The organism is Carnobacterium sp. 1290_CSPC, assembly GCF_001053265.1.
Lineage (GTDB): Bacteria > Bacillota > Bacilli > Lactobacillales > Aerococcaceae > Aerococcus > Aerococcus urinaeequi.
The window spans coordinates 104,049-123,393 of sequence record NZ_JVVG01000048.1 but is presented as its reverse complement, the minus strand read 5'-3'; the positions used below and the strand labels follow the sequence as shown (position 1 = coordinate 123,393).

At 38.9% G+C, this 19,345-nt stretch carries 16 protein-coding genes; 13 read left to right on the top strand and 3 right to left on the bottom strand.

The features are described 5' to 3' along the window. Positions 1–19 precede the first annotated feature (19 nt). The 7 genes from AC973_RS03770 (at position 20) to AC973_RS03740 (ending at position 9,461) form a co-directional block, all read left to right on the top strand. Complete coding sequence (locus tag AC973_RS03770; RefSeq protein ID WP_016897050.1) at positions 20–394, top strand: VOC family protein; 375 nt, start codon at positions 20–22, stop codon at positions 392–394. A 344-nt stretch (positions 395–738) separates the two neighbouring features. Further along, positions 739–2,025 carry an alkaline phosphatase family protein gene (locus tag AC973_RS03765; protein ID WP_048727485.1) on the top strand — a complete coding sequence of 429 codons (1,287 nt, stop codon included), beginning with the start codon at positions 739–741 and terminating at the stop codon, positions 2,023–2,025. A gap of 97 nt (positions 2,026–2,122) precedes the next feature. Next, complete coding sequence (gene glgB, locus AC973_RS03760; protein WP_048727579.1) at positions 2,123–4,018, top strand: 1,4-alpha-glucan branching protein GlgB; 1,896 nt, start codon at positions 2,123–2,125, stop codon at positions 4,016–4,018. Positions 4,019–4,086: 68 nt separating this feature from the next. Further along, entirely contained in the window at positions 4,087–5,250 is a 1,164-nt protein-coding gene (locus tag AC973_RS03755) for a glucose-1-phosphate adenylyltransferase (RefSeq protein ID WP_270371694.1), read from the top strand. Position 5,251: 1 nt separating this feature from the next. Next, positions 5,252–6,451, top strand: a complete 1,200-nt coding sequence (gene glgD, locus AC973_RS03750; RefSeq protein ID WP_048727482.1) for a glucose-1-phosphate adenylyltransferase subunit GlgD — start codon at positions 5,252–5,254, stop codon at positions 6,449–6,451. A gap of 34 nt (positions 6,452–6,485) precedes the next feature. Then, positions 6,486–7,922 carry a glycogen synthase GlgA gene (gene glgA / locus AC973_RS03745; protein WP_048727481.1) on the top strand — a complete coding sequence of 479 codons (1,437 nt, stop codon included), beginning with the start codon at positions 6,486–6,488 and terminating at the stop codon, positions 7,920–7,922. Positions 7,923–8,105: 183 nt separating this feature from the next. Further along, positions 8,106–9,461 (top strand): aspartate kinase, encoded by a 1,356-nt coding sequence (locus tag AC973_RS03740; protein WP_048727479.1) that lies wholly within the window; start codon positions 8,106–8,108, stop codon positions 9,459–9,461. A gap of 65 nt (positions 9,462–9,526) precedes the next feature. On the opposite strand, the gene AC973_RS03735 is transcribed toward AC973_RS03740, so the two are convergent. Next, positions 9,527–10,357 (bottom strand): undecaprenyl-diphosphate phosphatase, encoded by an 831-nt coding sequence (locus tag AC973_RS03735; protein WP_048727477.1) that lies wholly within the window; start codon positions 10,355–10,357, stop codon positions 9,527–9,529. Between the two features lie 205 nt (positions 10,358–10,562). Between AC973_RS03735 and AC973_RS03730 the strand changes: the two genes are divergently transcribed. The 5 genes from AC973_RS03730 to AC973_RS03710 all read left to right on the top strand — a co-directional run bounded on the left by AC973_RS03730 (position 10,563) and on the right by AC973_RS03710 (position 16,168). Continuing rightward, positions 10,563–11,087, top strand: a complete 525-nt coding sequence (locus tag AC973_RS03730; RefSeq protein WP_048727475.1) for a PTS sugar transporter subunit IIA — start codon at positions 10,563–10,565, stop codon at positions 11,085–11,087. Positions 11,088–11,399: 312 nt separating this feature from the next. Continuing rightward, positions 11,400–12,461, top strand: a complete 1,062-nt coding sequence (locus tag AC973_RS03725; protein ID WP_048727473.1) for a BMP family lipoprotein — start codon at positions 11,400–11,402, stop codon at positions 12,459–12,461. Positions 12,462–12,550: 89 nt separating this feature from the next. Further along, positions 12,551–14,146, top strand: coding sequence for an ABC transporter ATP-binding protein (locus tag AC973_RS03720; protein WP_048727471.1), 1,596 nt, complete (start codon positions 12,551–12,553; stop codon positions 14,144–14,146). Further along, positions 14,133–15,212 carry an ABC transporter permease gene (locus AC973_RS03715; protein WP_048727468.1) on the top strand — a complete coding sequence of 360 codons (1,080 nt, stop codon included), beginning with the start codon at positions 14,133–14,135 and terminating at the stop codon, positions 15,210–15,212. The genes AC973_RS03720 and AC973_RS03715 overlap by 14 nt, the downstream gene beginning before the upstream one ends. Continuing rightward, positions 15,212–16,168, top strand: a complete 957-nt coding sequence (locus AC973_RS03710; RefSeq protein WP_048727466.1) for an ABC transporter permease — start codon at positions 15,212–15,214, stop codon at positions 16,166–16,168. The genes AC973_RS03715 and AC973_RS03710 overlap by 1 nt, the downstream gene beginning before the upstream one ends. Before the next feature lie 76 nt (positions 16,169–16,244). On the opposite strand, the gene AC973_RS03705 is transcribed toward AC973_RS03710, so the two are convergent. Together AC973_RS03705 and AC973_RS03700 are read right to left on the bottom strand one after the other, a co-directional pair. Continuing rightward, positions 16,245–16,868, bottom strand: coding sequence for a flavin reductase family protein (locus AC973_RS03705; protein WP_048727463.1), 624 nt, complete (start codon positions 16,866–16,868; stop codon positions 16,245–16,247). A 16-nt stretch (positions 16,869–16,884) separates the two neighbouring features. Further along, on the bottom strand, positions 16,885–17,907 hold the full coding sequence (locus tag AC973_RS03700; protein WP_048727461.1) for a lactonase family protein: 1,023 nt from the start codon (positions 17,905–17,907) through the stop codon (positions 16,885–16,887). Positions 17,908–18,058: 151 nt separating this feature from the next. Here AC973_RS03700 and AC973_RS03695 point away from each other — a divergent pair, with 151 nt between their 5' ends. Further along, entirely contained in the window at positions 18,059–19,276 is a 1,218-nt protein-coding gene (locus tag AC973_RS03695) for an AI-2E family transporter (RefSeq protein WP_048727460.1), read from the top strand. Positions 19,277–19,345 lie beyond the last annotated feature (69 nt).

The following is a 19,345-nucleotide window of genomic DNA, read 5'->3' as shown; positions in this document are numbered from 1 at the left end:
CGAAATGGAGATGGGATCAATGAAAATGGCACATACTTGTTATCGTGTGAAAGATTTAGAAGCTTCAAAAGCATTCTATAAAGAAGCATTTGGTTTTGAAATTGCAGAAGAAAAAGATTTTCCAGAACACGAATTTACATTGACTTATTTATCTTTACCAGGTGATGATTATGAGTTAGAGTTGACTTATAACTACGGTTCAGAGGCTTATGACTTAGGAAATGGCTATGGTCATGTTGCGATCGCTGTAGAAGATTTAGAAGCGCTTCATGCATCGCAAAGCGAGAAAGGTTTAGATGTTACTGACCTTAAACAATTACCAGGGGATACCAAACCAAGATACTTCTTTGTGACTGATCCAGATGGCTACAAAATTGAAGTGATTCGGTTATAATAACTAAATTCAAAGTCTTTAACGATTAAAGCTTTATCCGACAAAAAAGGATTGTTTTCTAAGTGATTTCATGTTAGAATTGCAATATGCGATGAGGCGACACGCACAGCATATTGTAAGTCTGTGCATGTAGTTAAAGAAAGTACACGATGAAAATCACCACGGGAAGTGGGTACTTGGTCAAAAGCTGGTGTGAACAGCTTAGACCCTAGTCTTGGAAAGCGAGGACATTTTTTGTTCTCGCTTTTTTTATTTATCTAAAAATGAAAGCTTTTTCATTTCACTAAAATTAATTTTTAAGTTATAATAAAGGGTACAGCAATAATATCAGGGGGATTTAATTAATGCCGAGTAAGAAGTTAGTCATAGTAAGTTTAGATGCTTTTGGAACGGAGGATTTAGCATATGCCTTAACGTTGCCAAACTTCAAAAAGTACCGTCAAGAAGCAGCGTTAGTAGAGGCAGTTGAATCAGTTTACCCATCCCTAACCTATATGTGTCATACCTCAATTGTGACTGGTCAATACCCCAAGGATCACGGCATTATAAACAACACACTCTTACAGCCAAACCGAATTTCTCCTGATTGGCACTGGTACACAAAATATATTAAAACACCAACCTTATTCGATATCGCGAGTGAAAATGGTTTGAGTGTTTCAACAATCCTTTGGCCTGTTACCGGTAAAAGTAAATCAATTGATTATAATATTGCAGAAATTTTCGCAAACCGGAAATGGCACTCTCAAGTTGCGGTATCCCTATTAGCATCATCAGTTAAATACCTCATTGAAAAGAATCATAAATTTGGTCATTTACGGTCAGGGATTAAACAACCAGAATTAGACGACTTTGTAACTGCAGTAGCAGTGGATACTATTGAAAATGAACAACCAGATGTGATGGCAATCCACCTTGTTGACCTTGATTCTACACGACATGGTTTTGGCGTGAAATCACCTGAAGCTAAGGCGGCCATTGAGCGAATGGACGCACATTTAGGCCAATTATTTCATGCGATTGAAACAACGCCTGCCTATAAAGAAGCCCATATCGTCTTATTAGGTGATCACTATCAAATTGATACCCAAGTCGTTATAAGACCGAATCATCTATTTAAAGAAGCTGGATTAATTCAAACAAAAGCACAAAATGAAATTCAAGATTATAAAGTCTATGCAAAAGCGGCGGACGGGTCTTGCTATATCTATGTGAAAGATCATGATGCATTCACAATGGTACAACTTAAAGAAATACTAGCACCTTTAAAACCATACATCGAAACCTTTTATAATCGCGATGAGGCGGTCGCTTTAGGTGCAGACCCTGAATGTTTTGCCTTAATCGAAGCAAGCGAAGGTTATTACTTTGAAAGTGATATTGAACGACCAATAATGGAAGATACCAATAAACATATTCCAGGCGTCAAGCTATTAAAAGCGAGTCACGGCTATAGTCCCAAAAAAGAAAAGTATACGACAATGTTTATGGCAAAAGGCCCTAAGATTAGAGCTGGTGAAACTTTAGCCAGTGGGCGTTTGGTAGATGAAGGCCCAACAATGCTAGCCATGTTAGATTTAGCATTTAAAACGCCAGTAGAAGGAAAAGTTTTAGGTCAAATTTTTAGATAGCAAATAATATTATTTGTTATTAAGTAAGGAGGAAGTTATTTTGTCTAAAGGAAAAGAAGCAAACTCATCAATCCAGGATAGAAGCTTGGTCGATGAAATGTATTATTTTAATATTGGCAATCATTTTGAAGCGTTTAAATTTCTGGGAGCTAAGAAACAAGTTAATAATGACCAAGATGGCTACCAGTTTACTGTATGGGCACCGAACGCCAAGTGTGTTTACTTGGAAGGAGATTTTTCCGATTGGGCAGAACTGCGAATGGATAAGGTTGCTGATACCGGTGCATGGACTATTTTTATGCAAGATGCAAAAGAATGGGACCTTTATAAATTTGTCATTGAAGATCATGATGGCGTTAAACGAGAAAAGCAAGATCCCTTTGCCTTTGCTGGTGAAGTGCCACCAAAGAACGCCTCTGTGATACAAAACATCCCAACTTACGAGTGGCACGATCAAGAATGGATCAAAGAAAGACAGCAATCCAATATGTTTGCTAGTCCGATAAATATTTATGAAGTGCATATGTCATCTTGGAATAGACACGAAGATGGTTCGGCCTATACTTTTGCTGACCTACAAGCAGAATTGATTCCTTACGTTAAAAAAATGGGCTATACCCATATTGAATTTATGCCTTTAATGGAGCACCCATTAGAAGCCTCTTGGGGTTATCAAATTTCGGGTTATTTCTCTATTGCTGGTCGTTTTGGTCATGATTTTGGGCCATTAATGTCCTTCGTAGATGCCTGTCACCAGGCAGGGATTGGGGTCATCGTTGACTGGGTACCAGGTCACTTTGTGGTAAATGATGATGCTTTAGCTAACTATGATGGCACAGCAACTTTTGAATACCAAGATCCTAATCGTGCTGAAAACGTACGTTGGGGGACTAAAAACTTCGATTTAGGGCGTAGGCAGGTCCAGTCATTCTTAATTTCCAGTGCTGTATTTTGGCTCGAAACTTTCCATTTTGATGGTATCCGAGTTGATGCAGTTTCAAATATGTTGTATTTGGATTATGACATTGGACCATGGGTGCCGAATAAATACGGACATAACGTTAATCTGGAAGGGCTTGAATTTTTACGGAAACTCAATACAGAAATTCTTTTCAGAGACCCATCTTACTTAATGATTGCTGAAGAATCTACCGCTTGGAGCGGGGTAACGAAACCGACTAGCCAAGGTGGTCTAGGATTTAACTTTAAATGGAATATGGGATGGATGAATGACACCTTGAAATTCTTCGGGATTGATGCCTTAGGTAGAAGCTCTAACTACAAGTTAATTAATTTTACTTTCATGTACATGCATGATGAGAATTTTGTTTTACCTTTCTCTCACGATGAAGTTGTACACGGTAAGCAGTCTTTACTAGGCAAGATGCCGAATCATAACCGCTATGAGATGTTTGCAAACTTGCGTGTCCTTGAAGGTTACCGACTTCTATATCCTGGTAAAAAATTATCCTTCATGGGTAATGAAATTGGTCAATTCTTGGAATGGCGTTTCTATGAAGGGTTGGAATGGTCATCTCTAGATCGTGAGTATAACACTGAATTCCAATCTTACGTTGCTGAATTGAACCAGCTTTATAAAGAGACGCCTGCACTTCACGAGCAAGATAACCAAAAAGCTGGTATTACTATTATCGAAGCTGATGATGATCAAGAAACCACCTTATCATTTATACGCCATGGTAAAGCAGCGGATGCCTTGTTGGTATGTGCCTTCAATTTTGCACCTGTTGAACGTAGTCACTATCGAATCGGTGTACCGTATGCAGGTACTTATCAAGTGGTCTTAAATAGCGAGATGAAGACATTTGGTGGTAATTGGGTGAGTCAAACCACAAACTTTGAAACAGTGGCGGTCCCACATAAAGGCCAACCATATTCACTTGAAATCAATCTACCATCTCTAGCAGCAATAGCCTTTGAACCAGTAAATATCAAACTAACGCCTGAAACAACAAGAAATAAAAACCATTAAAGGGGTTGGTTTGTTACTACAGTTTTCGTTGAAATGTCATGCTCCCATCATATTTGGGTGGGTGCCTTATGAAAAAAGGGGGAAGGGAGTTTATCTCCGCTACTATGTTAAATAATGAAATGATTGCTATGATTCTTGCCGGTGGTAAAGGTACTCGTTTAGGAAAGTTAACAAAAAGTATTGCTAAGCCAGCTGTTCCTTTTGGTGGTAAATATCGAATTATTGATTTTACCTTGAGTAACTGTATGAACTCTGGGATTACAACTGTTGGTGTCGTGACACAATATGAACCGATGATTTTGAATGACCATATTGGGAATGGTGATTCTTGGGACTTAGATACACGCGATGGTGGTGCCTTCGTATTACAACCTTATTCTTCTAGTGATGGAGAAAAATGGTTTAATGGTACGGCAAATGCCATTTATCAAAATGTGTCTTTTATTGATAGTAAAAATCCTGAATATGTATTAATTCTTTCAGGAGACCATATTTATAAAATGGACTATGCACCGATGTTATCAGCGCATAAGGCAAATGGCGCCGATTGTACTGTTGCCGTTAAACCAGTACCTATGAATGAGGCTTCTCGTTTTGGTATCATGAACACCGATGACGAAGGAAAAATCGTTGAGTTTGAAGAAAAACCAGAAAATCCAAAGAGTAATTTAGCTTCAATGGGAATTTACATTTTTACATGGGACAAATTACGTGAATACTTAACGCAAGACCCTGAAGGCATGGAAGACTTTGGTCAAAATGTTATTCCTGCTTATTTAAATAATGATGAGAAACTGTTTGCTTATTCATTCGATGGTTACTGGAAAGACGTAGGTACAATCGACTCATTATGGGAAGCAAATATGGAAGTGCTTGATCAAGAACATCCATTACAAATCCGCGACAAGGGTTGGCCAATTTTCTCAAGAAATACGATAACCACACCACAATTCTTATCGACAGAATCTGTAGTTGAAAATGCCATGATTTGTGATGGTTGTATTATACGTGGCAGTATTAAAAACTCAATCCTTTCTCCAAATGTATTAGTTGGGAAAGATTCGATAATTGCTAACTCAATCATTATGAAGGGATCAAGTATTGGTAAAAATGTCAAAATTGAATACGCGATTTTAGGTGAGGATGCCGTTGTTTCTGATGGGTCTGAAGTCATTGGTACCCCTGATAATATCGCCGTTATTGGTTATGAAGAAGTAGTTGGAGGTAATTAATATGGTTAAAAATAGAGTTACAGCTATCTTAAATTTGAATGAATCGACAACTGATTTAATGCCTTTAACAGACAATAGACCAATTGCCAACTTACCATTCGCTTGTCGTTACCGTATCCTAGACTTCTATTTATCAAGTTTATCGCACGCAGGTGTGCGTTCTGCCGCTTTATTTATGGCTGAAACTGGTCGTTCTGTATATGACCATATCCGTTCAGGTAAGGCCTGGAACTTTGATAATTACACTGGTGGGATTTTTACCTTCTCACAAATGAACCATAAACGTGCTTTATATGAAGCAGCGAGTCGTAAAGGCCCCTTCTATGATGACCATCACTTATTTATTGAACGGTCAAATGCAGAGTATGTATTTGTTTCAGGTGCCAAAATAGTAGCCAATGTCCATCTAGATGAAGTGATTGAAAAATTTGATGGTTGCGATGCTGATATCGTTCGTGTTTACGCTGAAGTACCGCGTGAACTTATTGAATACCATCCAAACGAATACATCATTCATTTAGATGATGACCAAAATGTTGAGAGCCTTTCTAAAGAAGGGATTACACCGATTTCTCAAGCAACTATTAATTATGATATGAACATGGCACTGGTTCGAACAGACAAGTTGCTTGAAATGATTGACCGCGCCGAAGAAAATAACTATTACAAAGAGTTAGATGACGTTATCATTGAATACATGGACGACTATAAAACAGTTGGTTATCTTTATGAAGGATACGTCGGTAACGTAGATTCTGTAAAATCTTACTATGATGTCAGCATGCAAATGCTAAACGGTGAATACTTTACCCAACTATTCCAAGATGATCAACCTATCATAACAAAAGCACATAATGGTTCGCCAACTTATTATGGTAGCCATGCAGATGTCATTAATGCACAAATTGGTACAGGTTGCCAAATTTATGGTGAAGTGGAACATTCTCATATCTTCCGTAACGTGGAAGTGGAGCCAAATGCTAAGGTAGAAGATTCTATCATTTTCCAAAGTGCGAAGATTGGTAAGGGTGCAAGCGTAAAATATGCTATTTTAGACAAAAAAGTTGAGGTAGCACCAGGTGCAGTGATCACTGGAACACCGGAGGAACCTGTTGTGATTCCAAAAGGGACCTATGTCGCTGCATCAGACGAGACATTCCAACACCCAGCTTATAAGTTTAAAAAGGTCAAAGGATTTTAAGTAGTAGATAAAGAGACGAGAGAAGGGTGATTATATGAAAGTTTTATTTGTCGCCGCTGAGGGTGCGCCGTTCTTCAAAACGGGTGGACTTGGTGATGTTGCCTATGCCTTGCCAAAGGAATTGCGCAAACAAGGTGTTGACATCAGAGTAGTATTGCCGTATTACACGCAAATGCCTGAAAGATTCAAGGAGCAACTGATTGAAATCACCCATTTTAGAGTTGAATTAGGTTATAAATCAGCCTATGTAGGGGTAAAGACGCTAACACTTGGTGGCGTTCAGTATTACTTTATTGATAATTTAGCGTATTTTGACCGAGACCAATTGTACGGCCAAAATGACGATGGAGAACGGTTTGGATTTTTTGATATCGCAGTGATTGAAATGATGGAAAAAGTGGATTTTATACCAGACATCATTCATGTAAATGACTGGCAAACAGCCATGATTCCTGCCTTATTAGTGGATCGATACCATTGGGTAGATAGCTACCGAAATATCCGCAAAGTACTAACTATCCATAACATTCGTTTCCAAGGTTGGCAAAATGAATCTGTCTTAAAAGATATTTTTAACACCACCTATGCTTTATACCATGAAAATGGGGTTAAAAAGGAAGGCCAAGTAAACTATCTTAAGGGCGGTATTAATTTCTCTGACAAGGTAACAACGGTTAGTCCGAATTATGCCCGCGAAATTCAAACACCTGAATTTGGTGAAAAACTAGACGGTGAATTACGTTATAATGCTTGGAAGTTATCAGGCATCATTAATGGGATAGATTATGAACAAAACAATCCAGAGACGGATCCTAATTTAGTTGAAAATTATGATGCAGCAACAGTTCAAACTGGTAAAGCAGCCAATAAACGAGCCTTACAGGAACGAGTTGGCCTAAGTGTAGACCCGGATGTTGCTTTACTTGGGGTAGTTACCAGATTGACTGATCAAAAGGGTATGCAGTTGTTACAAGAAAAAGCTGAATATCTACTCACGAATTTCAATATTCAAATTGTTGTGTTGGGTACCGGTGATGAAGCGTTTGAGAACTCATTCCGTTATTTTGAATGGAAGTATCCTGGGGAATTCTGCGCGTATATCGATTTTGATGTCGAATTAGCCCAGCAAATTTATGCAGGTTCTGATATGTTCTTGATGCCTAGTGCATTTGAACCGTGTGGCTTATCACAAATGATTGCCATGCGTTACGGTACTATACCAATTGTCCATGAAACAGGTGGCTTATCAGATACCGTTCAATCATACAATCAATATACTGGTGAAGGTAACGGCTTCTCATTTAACATCTTTACTGGGGATGTTTTCGCCCATATTATCCAATATGCCTTGGATATTTACGAAAACCAACCGGATGTATGGTTCCAATTGATTCACCAAGCCATGGCGACAGACTTTAGCTGGACTGAACCGGCTAAGGAGTATATCCGTTTATATGAAGACTTGTTATAATTTCGGAAAATGATTTAAGCTTGCTAGCCAATTATTTTGGTAAATTGAATATCTTCTTTACATAAGACGATTACTGAGGTTGAGACACATAGGTTTCAACCTCTTTTCCTATTGTATAGAGCCTCATTTTTATGATAAGATAGCTCATAATACATTAAAATTGGATTGGAATGAAATGAAAAGATGAAAGTAGTAAAATTTGGAGGTTCATCAGTTGCATCAGCTGAGCAACTGGTGAAAGTGAAAGATATTGTAATTGGTGACGCTGACCGTAAAGTGGTGATTGTTTCCGCGCCTGGTAAACGGGATAAGGATGATATCAAGGTGACCGATTTGTTAATCGACTTGGCTGCTGAAACCTTACACGATAGTGATAATGCATCAGCTACTTTTAATAAAATCGTAGAACGCTTTAGAGATACAGCTGAAGGGTTAGAAATGGATCTAGCCATTATTGATGACATTTCCAACCAATTAAATGAATTAATTAGTTCGGATATCACAGACCAGCCAGCTTATTTTGTGGATGCGATTAAAGCCTTTGGTGAAGACGCAAATGCGCAATTAATCGCCGCTTATTTCTCTGGATTAGGTTATGAGGCCTCTTACTTAAATCCTCAAGATGCAGGCTTGTTCTTATCAGATAATCCTGGTCAAGCGCGGGTCTTACCAGAGTCTTACCAAAATTTATATAAATTACGCGAACGTGATGGTATCATCGTCATCCCTGGTTTCTTCGGTTACACGAAAGATGGGAAATTAGTGACATTCTCTCGCGGGGGGTCTGATATTACTGGTGCGATTGTGGCAAACGGGGTCAAAGCTTCAATGTATGAAAACTTTACCGACGTTTCGTCTATTTATGCCGCAAATCCTGGAGTAGTCCATAATCCTGTCGCGATTGAGCAGCTGACATATTCAGAAATGCGTGAATTATCTTACGCTGGATTCTCCGTTTTCCATGATGAAGCTCTGCAACCAGCATTCATCGCTGATATTCCTGTAGCGGTAAAAAATACTAATGAACCACAAGCACCGGGTACATTTATTACCCGAACACGCCCAAAAAATAACCTAGCGATTTCAGGTATTGCATCAACAAGCGGATTTGCCTCTGTGTACATTAAAAAATATATGATGAATAGGGAGGTTGGCTTCGTTCGTCGCGTCTTATCTGTCCTTGAAAAATATGGCGTTTCATTCGAACATATCGTATCTGGTATCGATGACATCGATGTTATTTTTAAAGAAGATGCCTTATCGAAAAAAGAATTTGATGAAATGGTTGCTGAAATCAAAGCTGAAACAGCTGCGGATTCTATTGAAAAACGCGACAACCTAAGCTTAGTGATGTTAGTAGGGGAAGGTATGATTGAAAATATCGGGAATACTGCCCGTGCAACAAAGGCCTTGTCAGAAGCTGGGATCAACTTGGAGATGATCAACCAAGGTTCATCTGAGATTTCTATTATGTTTGGCATTATTGAAGAAAGGGAAGATGACGCTGTTCGCGCCATCTACAATGAATTTTTCAACTAAAATTCAATACGTACGAAAAAGGAGTGGTCAGGCCACTCCTTTTCATTTGGATGAAAATCCGAATATTATGAATTAAATAGTAAGAAGTACAAGATAACCACAATACCAAGGACAATACGGTACCAACCGAATACTTTGAAGTCATTAGCTTTAATGTATTTCAAGAATAGTTTAATAGTTAAGACTGAAATGACAAATGCTACAACCATACCAACTAGTAATAGCCAGATTTCTGTACCTGTGAATACGAAACCGTCTAAGAAAGCTTTGACTAATTTTAGTGCTGAAGCACCGAACATAATTGGAATACTCATAAAGAATGAGAAGTTGGCTGCTAATGGTCTAGACGTACCAACGATTGTTGCTCCCAAGATGGTTGAACCTGAACGAGATGTACCAGGAACTAGTGACAATACTTGGAACAAACCAATTTTGAAGGCGTCCATATATGTCATTTCTGCCATAGAGTTGATTTTTGCTAGTCTGTTTTTGTTGCGGTTTTCAATCCAGATGAACCAAATACCGTAGACAATTAACATAACTGCAACAACAAACCAATTCATTAAGTTTGCTTCCATCCAGGAGTCTAATAGTAGGCCGGCAATAGCAGCTGGAAGACACCCAACGATTACTTTAAACCAAGTCATCCAAGTTTCCTCTTTTTCTGCTTTGGATTTGCTTGGTGCGAATGGATTTAATTGGTTGAAGTTAATCCATACAACGGCTAAAATTGCGCCTAGCTGGATAACAACCAAGAAGATATCCCAAAATTCTCGGCGTGCATTTAATGTAATGAATTCTTCAAGAAGAATCATGTGTCCAGTTGATGAAATCGGTAACCATTCGGTAATCCCCTCAACGATACCAAATAAAATGACCTTTAATGTATCTAACATTTATCAATTTCCCTTCATTCAAAATAAAATAATTTCTCATTTCATTATAAATGAAAACAAGAAAGAAAACAAAGAACCATCATAACTTTAAAAAGTCTTTATATTTGAAATCTGTGAAATCGCTTCTGGGATAGATTGTCATTATTTTTACGAATGTGATATGATTAAAGTAGTCAGTAAAATGAATACTTAAGGAGCGAGCGATATGTTTGATTTTTTTAAAAAAGATAAGAAGAAGGAAACTACAAAACAACCGAATAGTTCTCAAGTAGCAGAAACTTTATTTGCTCCTGCAACGGGCGAATTTAAATCTATCGATCAAGTAGATGATCCTGTATTTTCACAAAAAATGATGGGTGACGGTTATGCTGTAGAACCTGAAATAGGTGACGTTTATGCACCAGTTGCAGGTACTGTAATGAGTATTTTTCCAACTAAACATGCTATCTATATCAAAACAGATGATGATGTAGAAGTTTTAGTTCATATGGGTATTGATACTGTTGAATTAGATGGTGCACCATTTAATGTCACGGTAGCTGAGGGAGACCAAGTTAGTGCTGGTACCCAAATCGCCATAGTTGATTTAGACCAATTAGCATCTGCAGGTAAAGGAAAATCAATCGTTGTCGTATTCACTAATTTAGAAGACTTTTCTAACTTACAATTAACTGGATCTGGCCAAGTTAAACATAGTGCAGAAGTAGGTTCGGTAACAGCAAACAGCTAGTTTAAATACAAATATTTATTCAAATCAAGGTCGGGGCCTATATGCCTCGGCTTTTTTTGTTATCTGAAAAATAGCGAAAGTACTGTGATAGCAATGTTTTCACAAGTCACTCCAAGATTATTAGAAAAACGTTCGTTTTTGAAACGATTACAACGATACGTTAAAATTGTAAAGTGAGATAAATGAATAAAAATACGAACTATTTTTATAAAAGAACTTTACTTTTTCTTAGTTATAACGTAATATAATTCTTGTAAGAAACGAACATTAAAAACTTTTAAAAATATAACATTCGTTTATTGGAGGAGTAACATGTCTACAAAATTTAAAAACATCGTTTTATTAGCTGGTTCTGTTTTTGCTTTAGCAGCATGTCAAGGGCAAAATGCTGGAACTGATACATCTAGTGAATCAGATTCTCAAGCAACATCTGAAGCTACTGGTGATTACGCTATTGGTATGATCACAGATGAAGGTGGGGTTGATGATCGTTCATTTAACCAATCAGCTTGGGAAGGTATGCAAGCTTGGTCAGAAGAAACTGGCAATAAAGTACAATATTACGAATCAACAGATTCATCTGATTTCGTACCAAACTTCAATACTGCGATTGCAGATGGTTATGACATCATCTTCGGTATGGGCTTCATGTTAGAAGATACTTTTAATGAAGTAGCACCTGCTAATCCAGACCAACAATTTGCCTTTATTGATGGACAAGTAGACCAACCAAACGTTGTATCAATGACTTTTAAAGACCAAGAATCTGCCTTCCTAGCAGGTATCGCAGCAGCAACAACGTCTGAAACTGGAAAAGTCGGCTTTGTAGGTGGAATGAAAACACCGGGTATTGACCGTTTTGAAACTGGTTTTAAAGCTGGTGTTGCTCATGTAGATGATTCAATTGAAGTAGATGCACAGTATGTTGAATCATTCGGTGATGCTGCAACAGGTCAACAAATTGCGAATGCTATGTATACAAGTGGCGCAGATGTCATCTATACTGCTGCTGGTGGTTCAGGTAATGGTGTTTTCACTGAGGCACGTAACCGTCTTGAAGCAGATAGCGAAGCAAATATCTGGGTAATCGGTGTTGACCGTGACCAAACTGAAGAAGGTGAATGGTCAGGTGGTAACTTTACCCTAACTTCTACAATCAAAGATACTGGTTCTGCTATCGTTGCCATTACTGAGCAAACAATGGATACTGAATTCCCAGGTGGCGAGTTGGTAGAATACGGTTTAGCAGATCAAACAGTTGATATCACAAGAGGTAACCTTGATGATGAAACTTGGGCAACAATTGAAGAAGCGAAACAATCAATCATTGATGGTGAAATTGACGTTCCAGAATTCTCTTATTCAGCAGAGTAAGCGAGTATAGAAAAGTAAATTGCGTCAGTCAAATTGGCTGACGCTTTTAATTTGGATAGGCGTCTAAGTTAGAAAAGAGGAAGATAGACATGCAAAATGAAAATGTCATTGAAATGCGTGATATTACAAAAATATTTGGTACATACAAAGCCAACGATAATATCAATTTCAATTTAAAAAAAGGTGAAGTTCATGCCTTACTAGGGGAAAACGGGGCCGGAAAATCGACCTTGATGAATATTTTGTCCGGTTTACTAGCACCAACATCTGGCGAGATTTTGGTGAACGGTCAAGCGGCAGTCATCAGTTCACCTGACCATGCCAATAAATTAGGTATCGGTATGGTTCACCAACATTTCATGTTGATTGATAAATTTACAGTAGCCGAAAATATTATGCTTGGTAAAGAATCTACAAAATTTGGATACCTTGACGAGAATGCAGCGTATACAAAAATCAAAGAGTTATCTAGCCAATACCATTTAGCCGTTGATCCAGATGCTTACGTACAGGATATTTCTGTTGGTCAACAACAAAGAGTTGAAATCATTAAGGCGCTATACCGTGGGGCTGATATTTTAATTTTTGATGAACCGACTGCTGTATTGACCCCTCAAGAAATCGAAGAATTGATGCACATTATGAAAGCTATGACGCTTGAAGGCAAATCCATTATTTTGATTACCCATAAATTAGATGAAATCACCTCAGTTGCTGATCGTTGTACAGTAATTCGTCGCGGTCAAAGTATTGATACGGTTGATGTCGCAAACACCAACAAGCAAGAGTTGGCGGACATGATGGTTGGACGTCATGTGAATTTCAAAGTTGAGAAAAAGCCAGCTGAGACAGGCGAAATTATTTTGCAGGTCAATGATTTAGTGGTCAATGAATCTAGGGGCTTACAGGCAGTGAAATCTGTAGATTTTGGGGTGCGGGCAGGTGAAGTTTTAGGCATTGCTGGAATCGATGGTAACGGACAAACTGAATTAATCCAAGCGATTTCAGGTTTAAGAAAAGTGGTGTCAGGAAAAGTGACTTTAGCTGGTAAAGATGTGACCAACAAGCGTCCACGTAAGATTACAGAAGCTGGATTAGGACATATCCCTGAAGACCGGCAAAAACATGGTTTATTCCTTGAATTATCGATTGCAGAGAATATGGCTATGCAGTCTTATTACCAAAAACCTTTCTCAAAAAATGGGCTCTTAAACCACAATTTCATCAATGACCATGCCAAAATTTTAATCGATGAATTTGACGTGAGAACTGAAAGTGAAGCAACGCTAGCAGGTGCCTTATCTGGTGGTAACCAACAGAAGGCCATTATCGCGCGCGAATTAGACCGAAATCCGGACTTATTAATCGCAGCTCAACCGACTCGTGGGTTGGATGTAGGGGCGATTGAGTTTGTGCACGACAGGTTAGTACAACATAGAGACGCAGGGAAGAGTGTGTTGTTAATGAGTTTTGAACTAGACGAAATTATGGGTGTTGCTGACCGCATTGCAGTGATGCATGACGGTAAAATAAATGCCATCGTCGATGCTGACGATACGAATGAAACGGAATTGGGCCTATTAATGGCGGGTGTAAGCTTAGAAGAAGCACGCGTGCAAAGCGTCTTACATCCAGTCGGTCAAGATACAATAGCGGAAGGGGTTGAACCAGTTGAAAGCATTTAAGACAAATACGCTTGTTGAAAAATTGGCTATTCCAGTGATTTCTATTTTAAGCGGCTTTATTCTAGGCGCCTTAATCATGTTATTTTTCGGCTACAATCCAATTGCTGCCTACGATGCCATGATCATGACCGTTCTATCTAGCCCATACTTCATTGGTGAAGTCTTAAGACAAGCAACAGTGTTAACGTTAACTGGTTTAGCCTTTAATGTCGCTTACCAATCAGGTTTCTTTAATATTGGTTTATCAGGTCAATTATTAGCCGGGTGGTTATCATCAGTAGCTTTCGCCCTGGCCTTTCCAGATTTACCGCAAATGATTATGGTACCTGCAATCCTCCTTATTGGGACCTTATCTGGTGCCTTATACGCCTCAATTGCTGGTGTTTTGCGCGCATACTTAGGGACAAATGAAGTTGTTGTGACGATTATGTTGAACTATATCATCTTGTATACGACCAATTACCTTATTCGTGAGGTGCTAGGGTCAGGGAATATGACTGATAAAGTTGGCGAGAATGCTTCCTTAGCTTTAGGTTTTATCTCAACATTAACAGGTGGGTCTCGTTTAAATATGGGGATTTTTATTGCTATCATCATGGTTATTCTATACGGATTTGTGATGAAACATACAACTATGGGCTTTGAATTAAAGGCCGTTGGATTAAATAAAAATGCAGCGGAATATGCAGGTATTCACGTGGAGAAAAATATCGTCTTAGCCATCTTCTTATCTGGTGGTTTGGCTGGTTTAGCGGGCGTCATCCATGGTATCGGGACTTTTGGTAACTTGTATACACTAACATCTCTACCATCTGAAGGGTTTAACGGAATTGCCGTTGGCTTGCTTGGAATGGGGACGCCAGTCGGGACTTTTCTAGCTTCTATCTTATTCGGTATCTTGAATATTGGGGCTTCATTTATGCCAAACCGTGCCGGTGTACCGGATGAATTGGCGAGTGTTATTACAGCTGCTATCATCTTCTTTATCGGTTCATCTTATATCATTTCATATGCAATAGATAAATTCGGTAAGAGTAAAAAATCGACAGTGGAGGGGGAACAATAATGGACTTTTCTACTATTTTACAATTAATTGTGTCTTCAACATTAATGTACGCAGCACCCCTTATGTTTACCGCAATCGGTGGTGCCTTCTCTGAACGGTCAGGTGTGGTGAACATTGGTTTGGAAGGGATTATGGTAATGGGCGCCTTTGCTTCAGCCGTTTTCAATATCGCCATGTCAGGCACTTTCGGGGCCATGACACCTTGGGTTGGTCTTTTAGTGGGTGGACTAGTCGGCTTGATTTATTCAGGAATCCATGCCGTATCATCTATCAACTTCCGCGCCAATCAAACCATTTCCGGTACAGTATTGAACTTAGCGGCTCCCGGATTATCTGTTTTCTTAGTGAGAGCGATTTATGGAGCGGCGCAAACAGGTCCATTAGCGAAACCTTTTGTGACTTATAATATTTTAGGTTTGAATAATATCCCAATTATTGGACCAATTTTCTTCCAAAATACTTCAGGCCCAGCCTATCTAGGTATCCTGTTCGCTGTAATCGCTTGGTTTGTCTTATTCAAAACTCGTTTTGGTTTACGCCTACGTTCAGTCGGCGAGCACCCAGAAGCAGCGGAAACACTTGGTATTAACGTAAACGCAATGAAATATGCTGGCGTTCTGATTTCTGGACTACTTGGCGGTATCGGTGGAGCAGTTCAAGCGCAGGCCGTACAGAATGAATTTTCTGTAATCACCGTAGCAGGACAAGGATTCATGGCCATGGCGGCAATGGTTTTTGGAAAATGGCATCCAGTCGGTGCACTATTTGCTGCAATATTCTTTGGCTTCGCGCAAAGCTTATCGGTAACAGCAAACTATATCCCCATTATTCAAGATGTACCATCAGTTTACTTAGATATTGCGCCTTACATTTTGACGATCATCGTATTAATTGTATTCATTGGTAGAGCCCAAGCGCCAAAAGCCTTAGGGAAAACCTTTGTTCAATCGAAATAGGAAAAATTATCAAGCATCCATTCAAATTTCAGAATAAACAAAAAAGGATTTGGCCGCTGCCAAATCCTTTTTTTGTTTATTCCGGTCGTTCTAATACATAAGGTTTTGTGATATCCGTATACAAGTTGCCGGCTAATCTGGCAACAGGGTCTAAGGCCTCGTACAAGACGTAGCCTTTTTCCTCGTCATATACCGATTCATCTAAATGATAGTCGGTAATTTCAAGGATGAACATATCGGTGATGATACAGTCCTCGCGGTCACGGATTGGGATATACTGGTAGACTTTTACTTCAAGGCGAATTAAAGCATCGGCCACACCTGGTGGGCTCACAGTCTTAGAATTAACCGTTTGAATGTCTGCTAGGGTCAATTCACTGACGTCTGCTGAAACTTTGGCCGCGGTAGCATTCATTTTATCAATGAAAGACTTGCTGACAATATTCAACACACCTTCAGGATGGTCTAATAAATTGCGGGCGGTATCTTTAATTGAAAAATCTTCTTTCCGAAGAATAGCCATTGAAATCAAGGGCATCTTTTGCCCGGCACCACTAGTAAAAGAAAAGGGCGCCAAATTGATGACACCCGTTTCTTTGTTCTCACTAGTAATCCAACCAATTGGTCGGGGTACAATGGCACCAGATAGCAATTTATATTGTAGCTTTTCATCCATTTGACTGGCTGCTAAATGATACATGAATGGTTAAACTCCTTTAAACTGGTGTAACACAAACAATTTCGTTAATGCTGGTATTATCAACGTAGGTTAATAAGCCACTTGCTTGATCACGGGTAAATAATGAAATTTGTGGTTGGAATTGGTGACCAACGATGACAAATGATTCATCTGCATTGAAATTGAAGTCACGCGGGAAATCGCCTTCAGTTGAAATGTTTTGAATTTCAGTTAAACTTTGACCATCTGCTGAAACCTCAAAAACAGTAATTGAGTTGTGACCACGGTTTGAAATGTATAAGAACTTGTTGTCACTTGATAAACGAATAGCTGCTGATGAGTTGAATTCAGTCCAATCGCTTGGAATCGTGTCATAACGGTTACCAGCAACTAAAGAACCATCTTCTTGAATGTTTAACACTTCAACTGTGTAGTCCAATTCCCCTAAAAGGTAAACGATTGGTTCTGAATGGTGGAAGGCAAGGTGACGTGGTCCAGTACCAGGCGCTGCTTTGTAGACACTCACTTCAGCTAACTTGTTATCGTCAGTAAGTGTATAAGTGTGAACTTCATCAGTTCCTAAATCACAAGAAAGAATGTATTTATGGTCATTTGTTGGATGGATAAAGTGGGCATGGGCAAAGTCTTGGTTTTCATGCGGGCCAACTGGTGAAGTATGTTGAATGACATCCGTTACAGTCAATGTACCATCTTCGTTGACTTTAATCACTGCTAACTCACCTTTTTTGTAGTTAGCGTTATAAAGAACATTTGCTTTTTCATCATATGTTAAGTAACAACCATTTTCGTTAAATACTTTCACACGGTCTTTAAAGGCAAATTGACCATCATTATTTTCGTAGTGGGCAACACCAGGCTCATCACCGTCGCTTAAAGTAAATAGGTGTTTGCCGTCTTTAGATAAAGTAATGTAAGTAGGGTTGTTTTCTTCAATAATCAATTCACTTGCTTCAAAAGCTTTCTTATCAGCATTTAGCGTTAAGGTATGAATACCCTTATTGTCTTCACGTGTATAACCAGATACATAAATCGTTTCCATAATAAAAATCCCTTCTTTCTTAAGTTAAACTCATTATACAAGAAAACGCTCTTATTAACATCAAAAATGGTTATGCTTTGATTGTTTAGGCACATATATATAGGAAGAAATATTTGCTATAATAGACGTATGCATTACAGGAGGGGACGTCATGAACGATAAAATCAATCCAGAAGAAACACCATCAACGAAAAACCAGACAGATTTTTCAAAATCCTGGTTTTTCAAATATATTTTAAATAATCGATATACCAGCGCCTTGATGGTCGGTATTTTAATTGTCATTTTCGTGAGCTTATTTACCCGAGTATCATACCTTTTAGACCCCGCCGTTTCCTTTATCCAATATGTTTCACTACCTATTGTCGTAGCAGCCATTTTCTACTATTTGACAGTACCTTTAGTGAATCAAATCGAAAAAGGGGGACTCAACCGAACTTGGGGGTCAGCAATCGTTTTACTACTGATTGCGGTGGTCGTTACAGGCCTTGTCGCCTTGATCCCAACAGTAGCGGATGAAGGGCGTAATTTGATCAATAACTGGGATACTATTTGGACAGACTATCAAAGTAGCTTACAAACCTTGATTCGTGGGGATTGGTACGACCAAGTGAACATGGTGGTCCAATCATCCATGAATAATGTATTAGACCTGTCATCATTTAATTGGGAGAGTATTGCCAATTCAGCTATCACAAGTGTCTCGTCTATCGTAGGGACAGTGACCAGGGTAACAGTAGCTATTTTTACCGCGCCGATTATCTTATTCTACATGTTACGCGACGGCCACAAATTGCCGACATATTTCGCACAATTTCTGCCTATTAAAATTCGTAAGTCGACTTTACACCTATTAAGCGATATGAACTTACAAATTAGCCAATATATCCGTGGGCAAATTATTGTCGCGATTGGGGTGGCGATTATGTTTGTAGTTGGTTACTCAATTGTTGGACTGCCTTATGGGGTAATTATTGGGGTTGCTGCAGGTTTCCTAAATATCATCCCTTATATAGGGTCATTCATAGCCATGGTGCCAGCCATTATTGTCGCGATTGTAATGGGGCCAATGATGATTGTAAAAGTCTTGATCGTATTCGCTATTGAGCAGACGATTGAAAGTCGTGTGATTTCACCACAAGTTTTGGGGTCTAATATGGCTATTCACCCGGTCACCATCATGCTTTTATTAATCTCAGCCGGATCAATTTTCGGGGTTGCGGGGGTTGTATTCGTCATTCCAATTTACGCTGTCATCAAAGTCATGTTTAGCCACTTCTTTGCTTGGTATAAAAGGGTTTCCGGCTTATATTTAGAAGATGAAGGCATCTTAGAAGACGCCATTTCAGAGGATACACCCGGCAAGTAATTTTTATTTGTGTATTGAGATAAAAGGGCGTATAATGCCCTCTTGAAGCAATATTCGCATTGTTTACAT

Bases quoted from the DNA above. Each gene is read 5' to 3' on its own strand.
- AC973_RS03770 (WP_016897050.1), top strand. From the start codon at position 20: ATGAAAATGGCACATACTTGTTATCGTGTGAAAGATTTAGAAGCTTCA.
- AC973_RS03765 (WP_048727485.1), top strand. From the start codon at position 739: ATGCCGAGTAAGAAGTTAGTCATAGTAAGTTTAGATGCTTTTGGAACG.
- glgB (WP_048727579.1), top strand. From the start codon at position 2,123: ATGTATTATTTTAATATTGGCAATCATTTTGAAGCGTTTAAATTTCTG.
- AC973_RS03755 (WP_270371694.1), top strand. From the start codon at position 4,087: ATGAAAAAAGGGGGAAGGGAGTTTATCTCCGCTACTATGTTAAATAAT.
- glgD (WP_048727482.1), top strand. From the start codon at position 5,252: ATGGTTAAAAATAGAGTTACAGCTATCTTAAATTTGAATGAATCGACA.
- glgA (WP_048727481.1), top strand. From the start codon at position 6,486: ATGAAAGTTTTATTTGTCGCCGCTGAGGGTGCGCCGTTCTTCAAAACG.
- AC973_RS03740 (WP_048727479.1), top strand. From the start codon at position 8,106: ATGAAAGTAGTAAAATTTGGAGGTTCATCAGTTGCATCAGCTGAGCAA.
- AC973_RS03735 (WP_048727477.1), bottom strand. From the start codon at position 10,357: ATGTTAGATACATTAAAGGTCATTTTATTTGGTATCGTTGAGGGGATT.
- AC973_RS03730 (WP_048727475.1), top strand. From the start codon at position 10,563: ATGTTTGATTTTTTTAAAAAAGATAAGAAGAAGGAAACTACAAAACAA.
- AC973_RS03725 (WP_048727473.1), top strand. From the start codon at position 11,400: ATGTCTACAAAATTTAAAAACATCGTTTTATTAGCTGGTTCTGTTTTT.
- AC973_RS03720 (WP_048727471.1), top strand. From the start codon at position 12,551: ATGCAAAATGAAAATGTCATTGAAATGCGTGATATTACAAAAATATTT.
- AC973_RS03710 (WP_048727466.1), top strand. From the start codon at position 15,212: ATGGACTTTTCTACTATTTTACAATTAATTGTGTCTTCAACATTAATG.
- AC973_RS03705 (WP_048727463.1), bottom strand. From the start codon at position 16,868: ATGTATCATTTAGCAGCCAGTCAAATGGATGAAAAGCTACAATATAAA.
- AC973_RS03700 (WP_048727461.1), bottom strand. From the start codon at position 17,907: ATGGAAACGATTTATGTATCTGGTTATACACGTGAAGACAATAAGGGT.
- AC973_RS03695 (WP_048727460.1), top strand. From the start codon at position 18,059: ATGAACGATAAAATCAATCCAGAAGAAACACCATCAACGAAAAACCAG.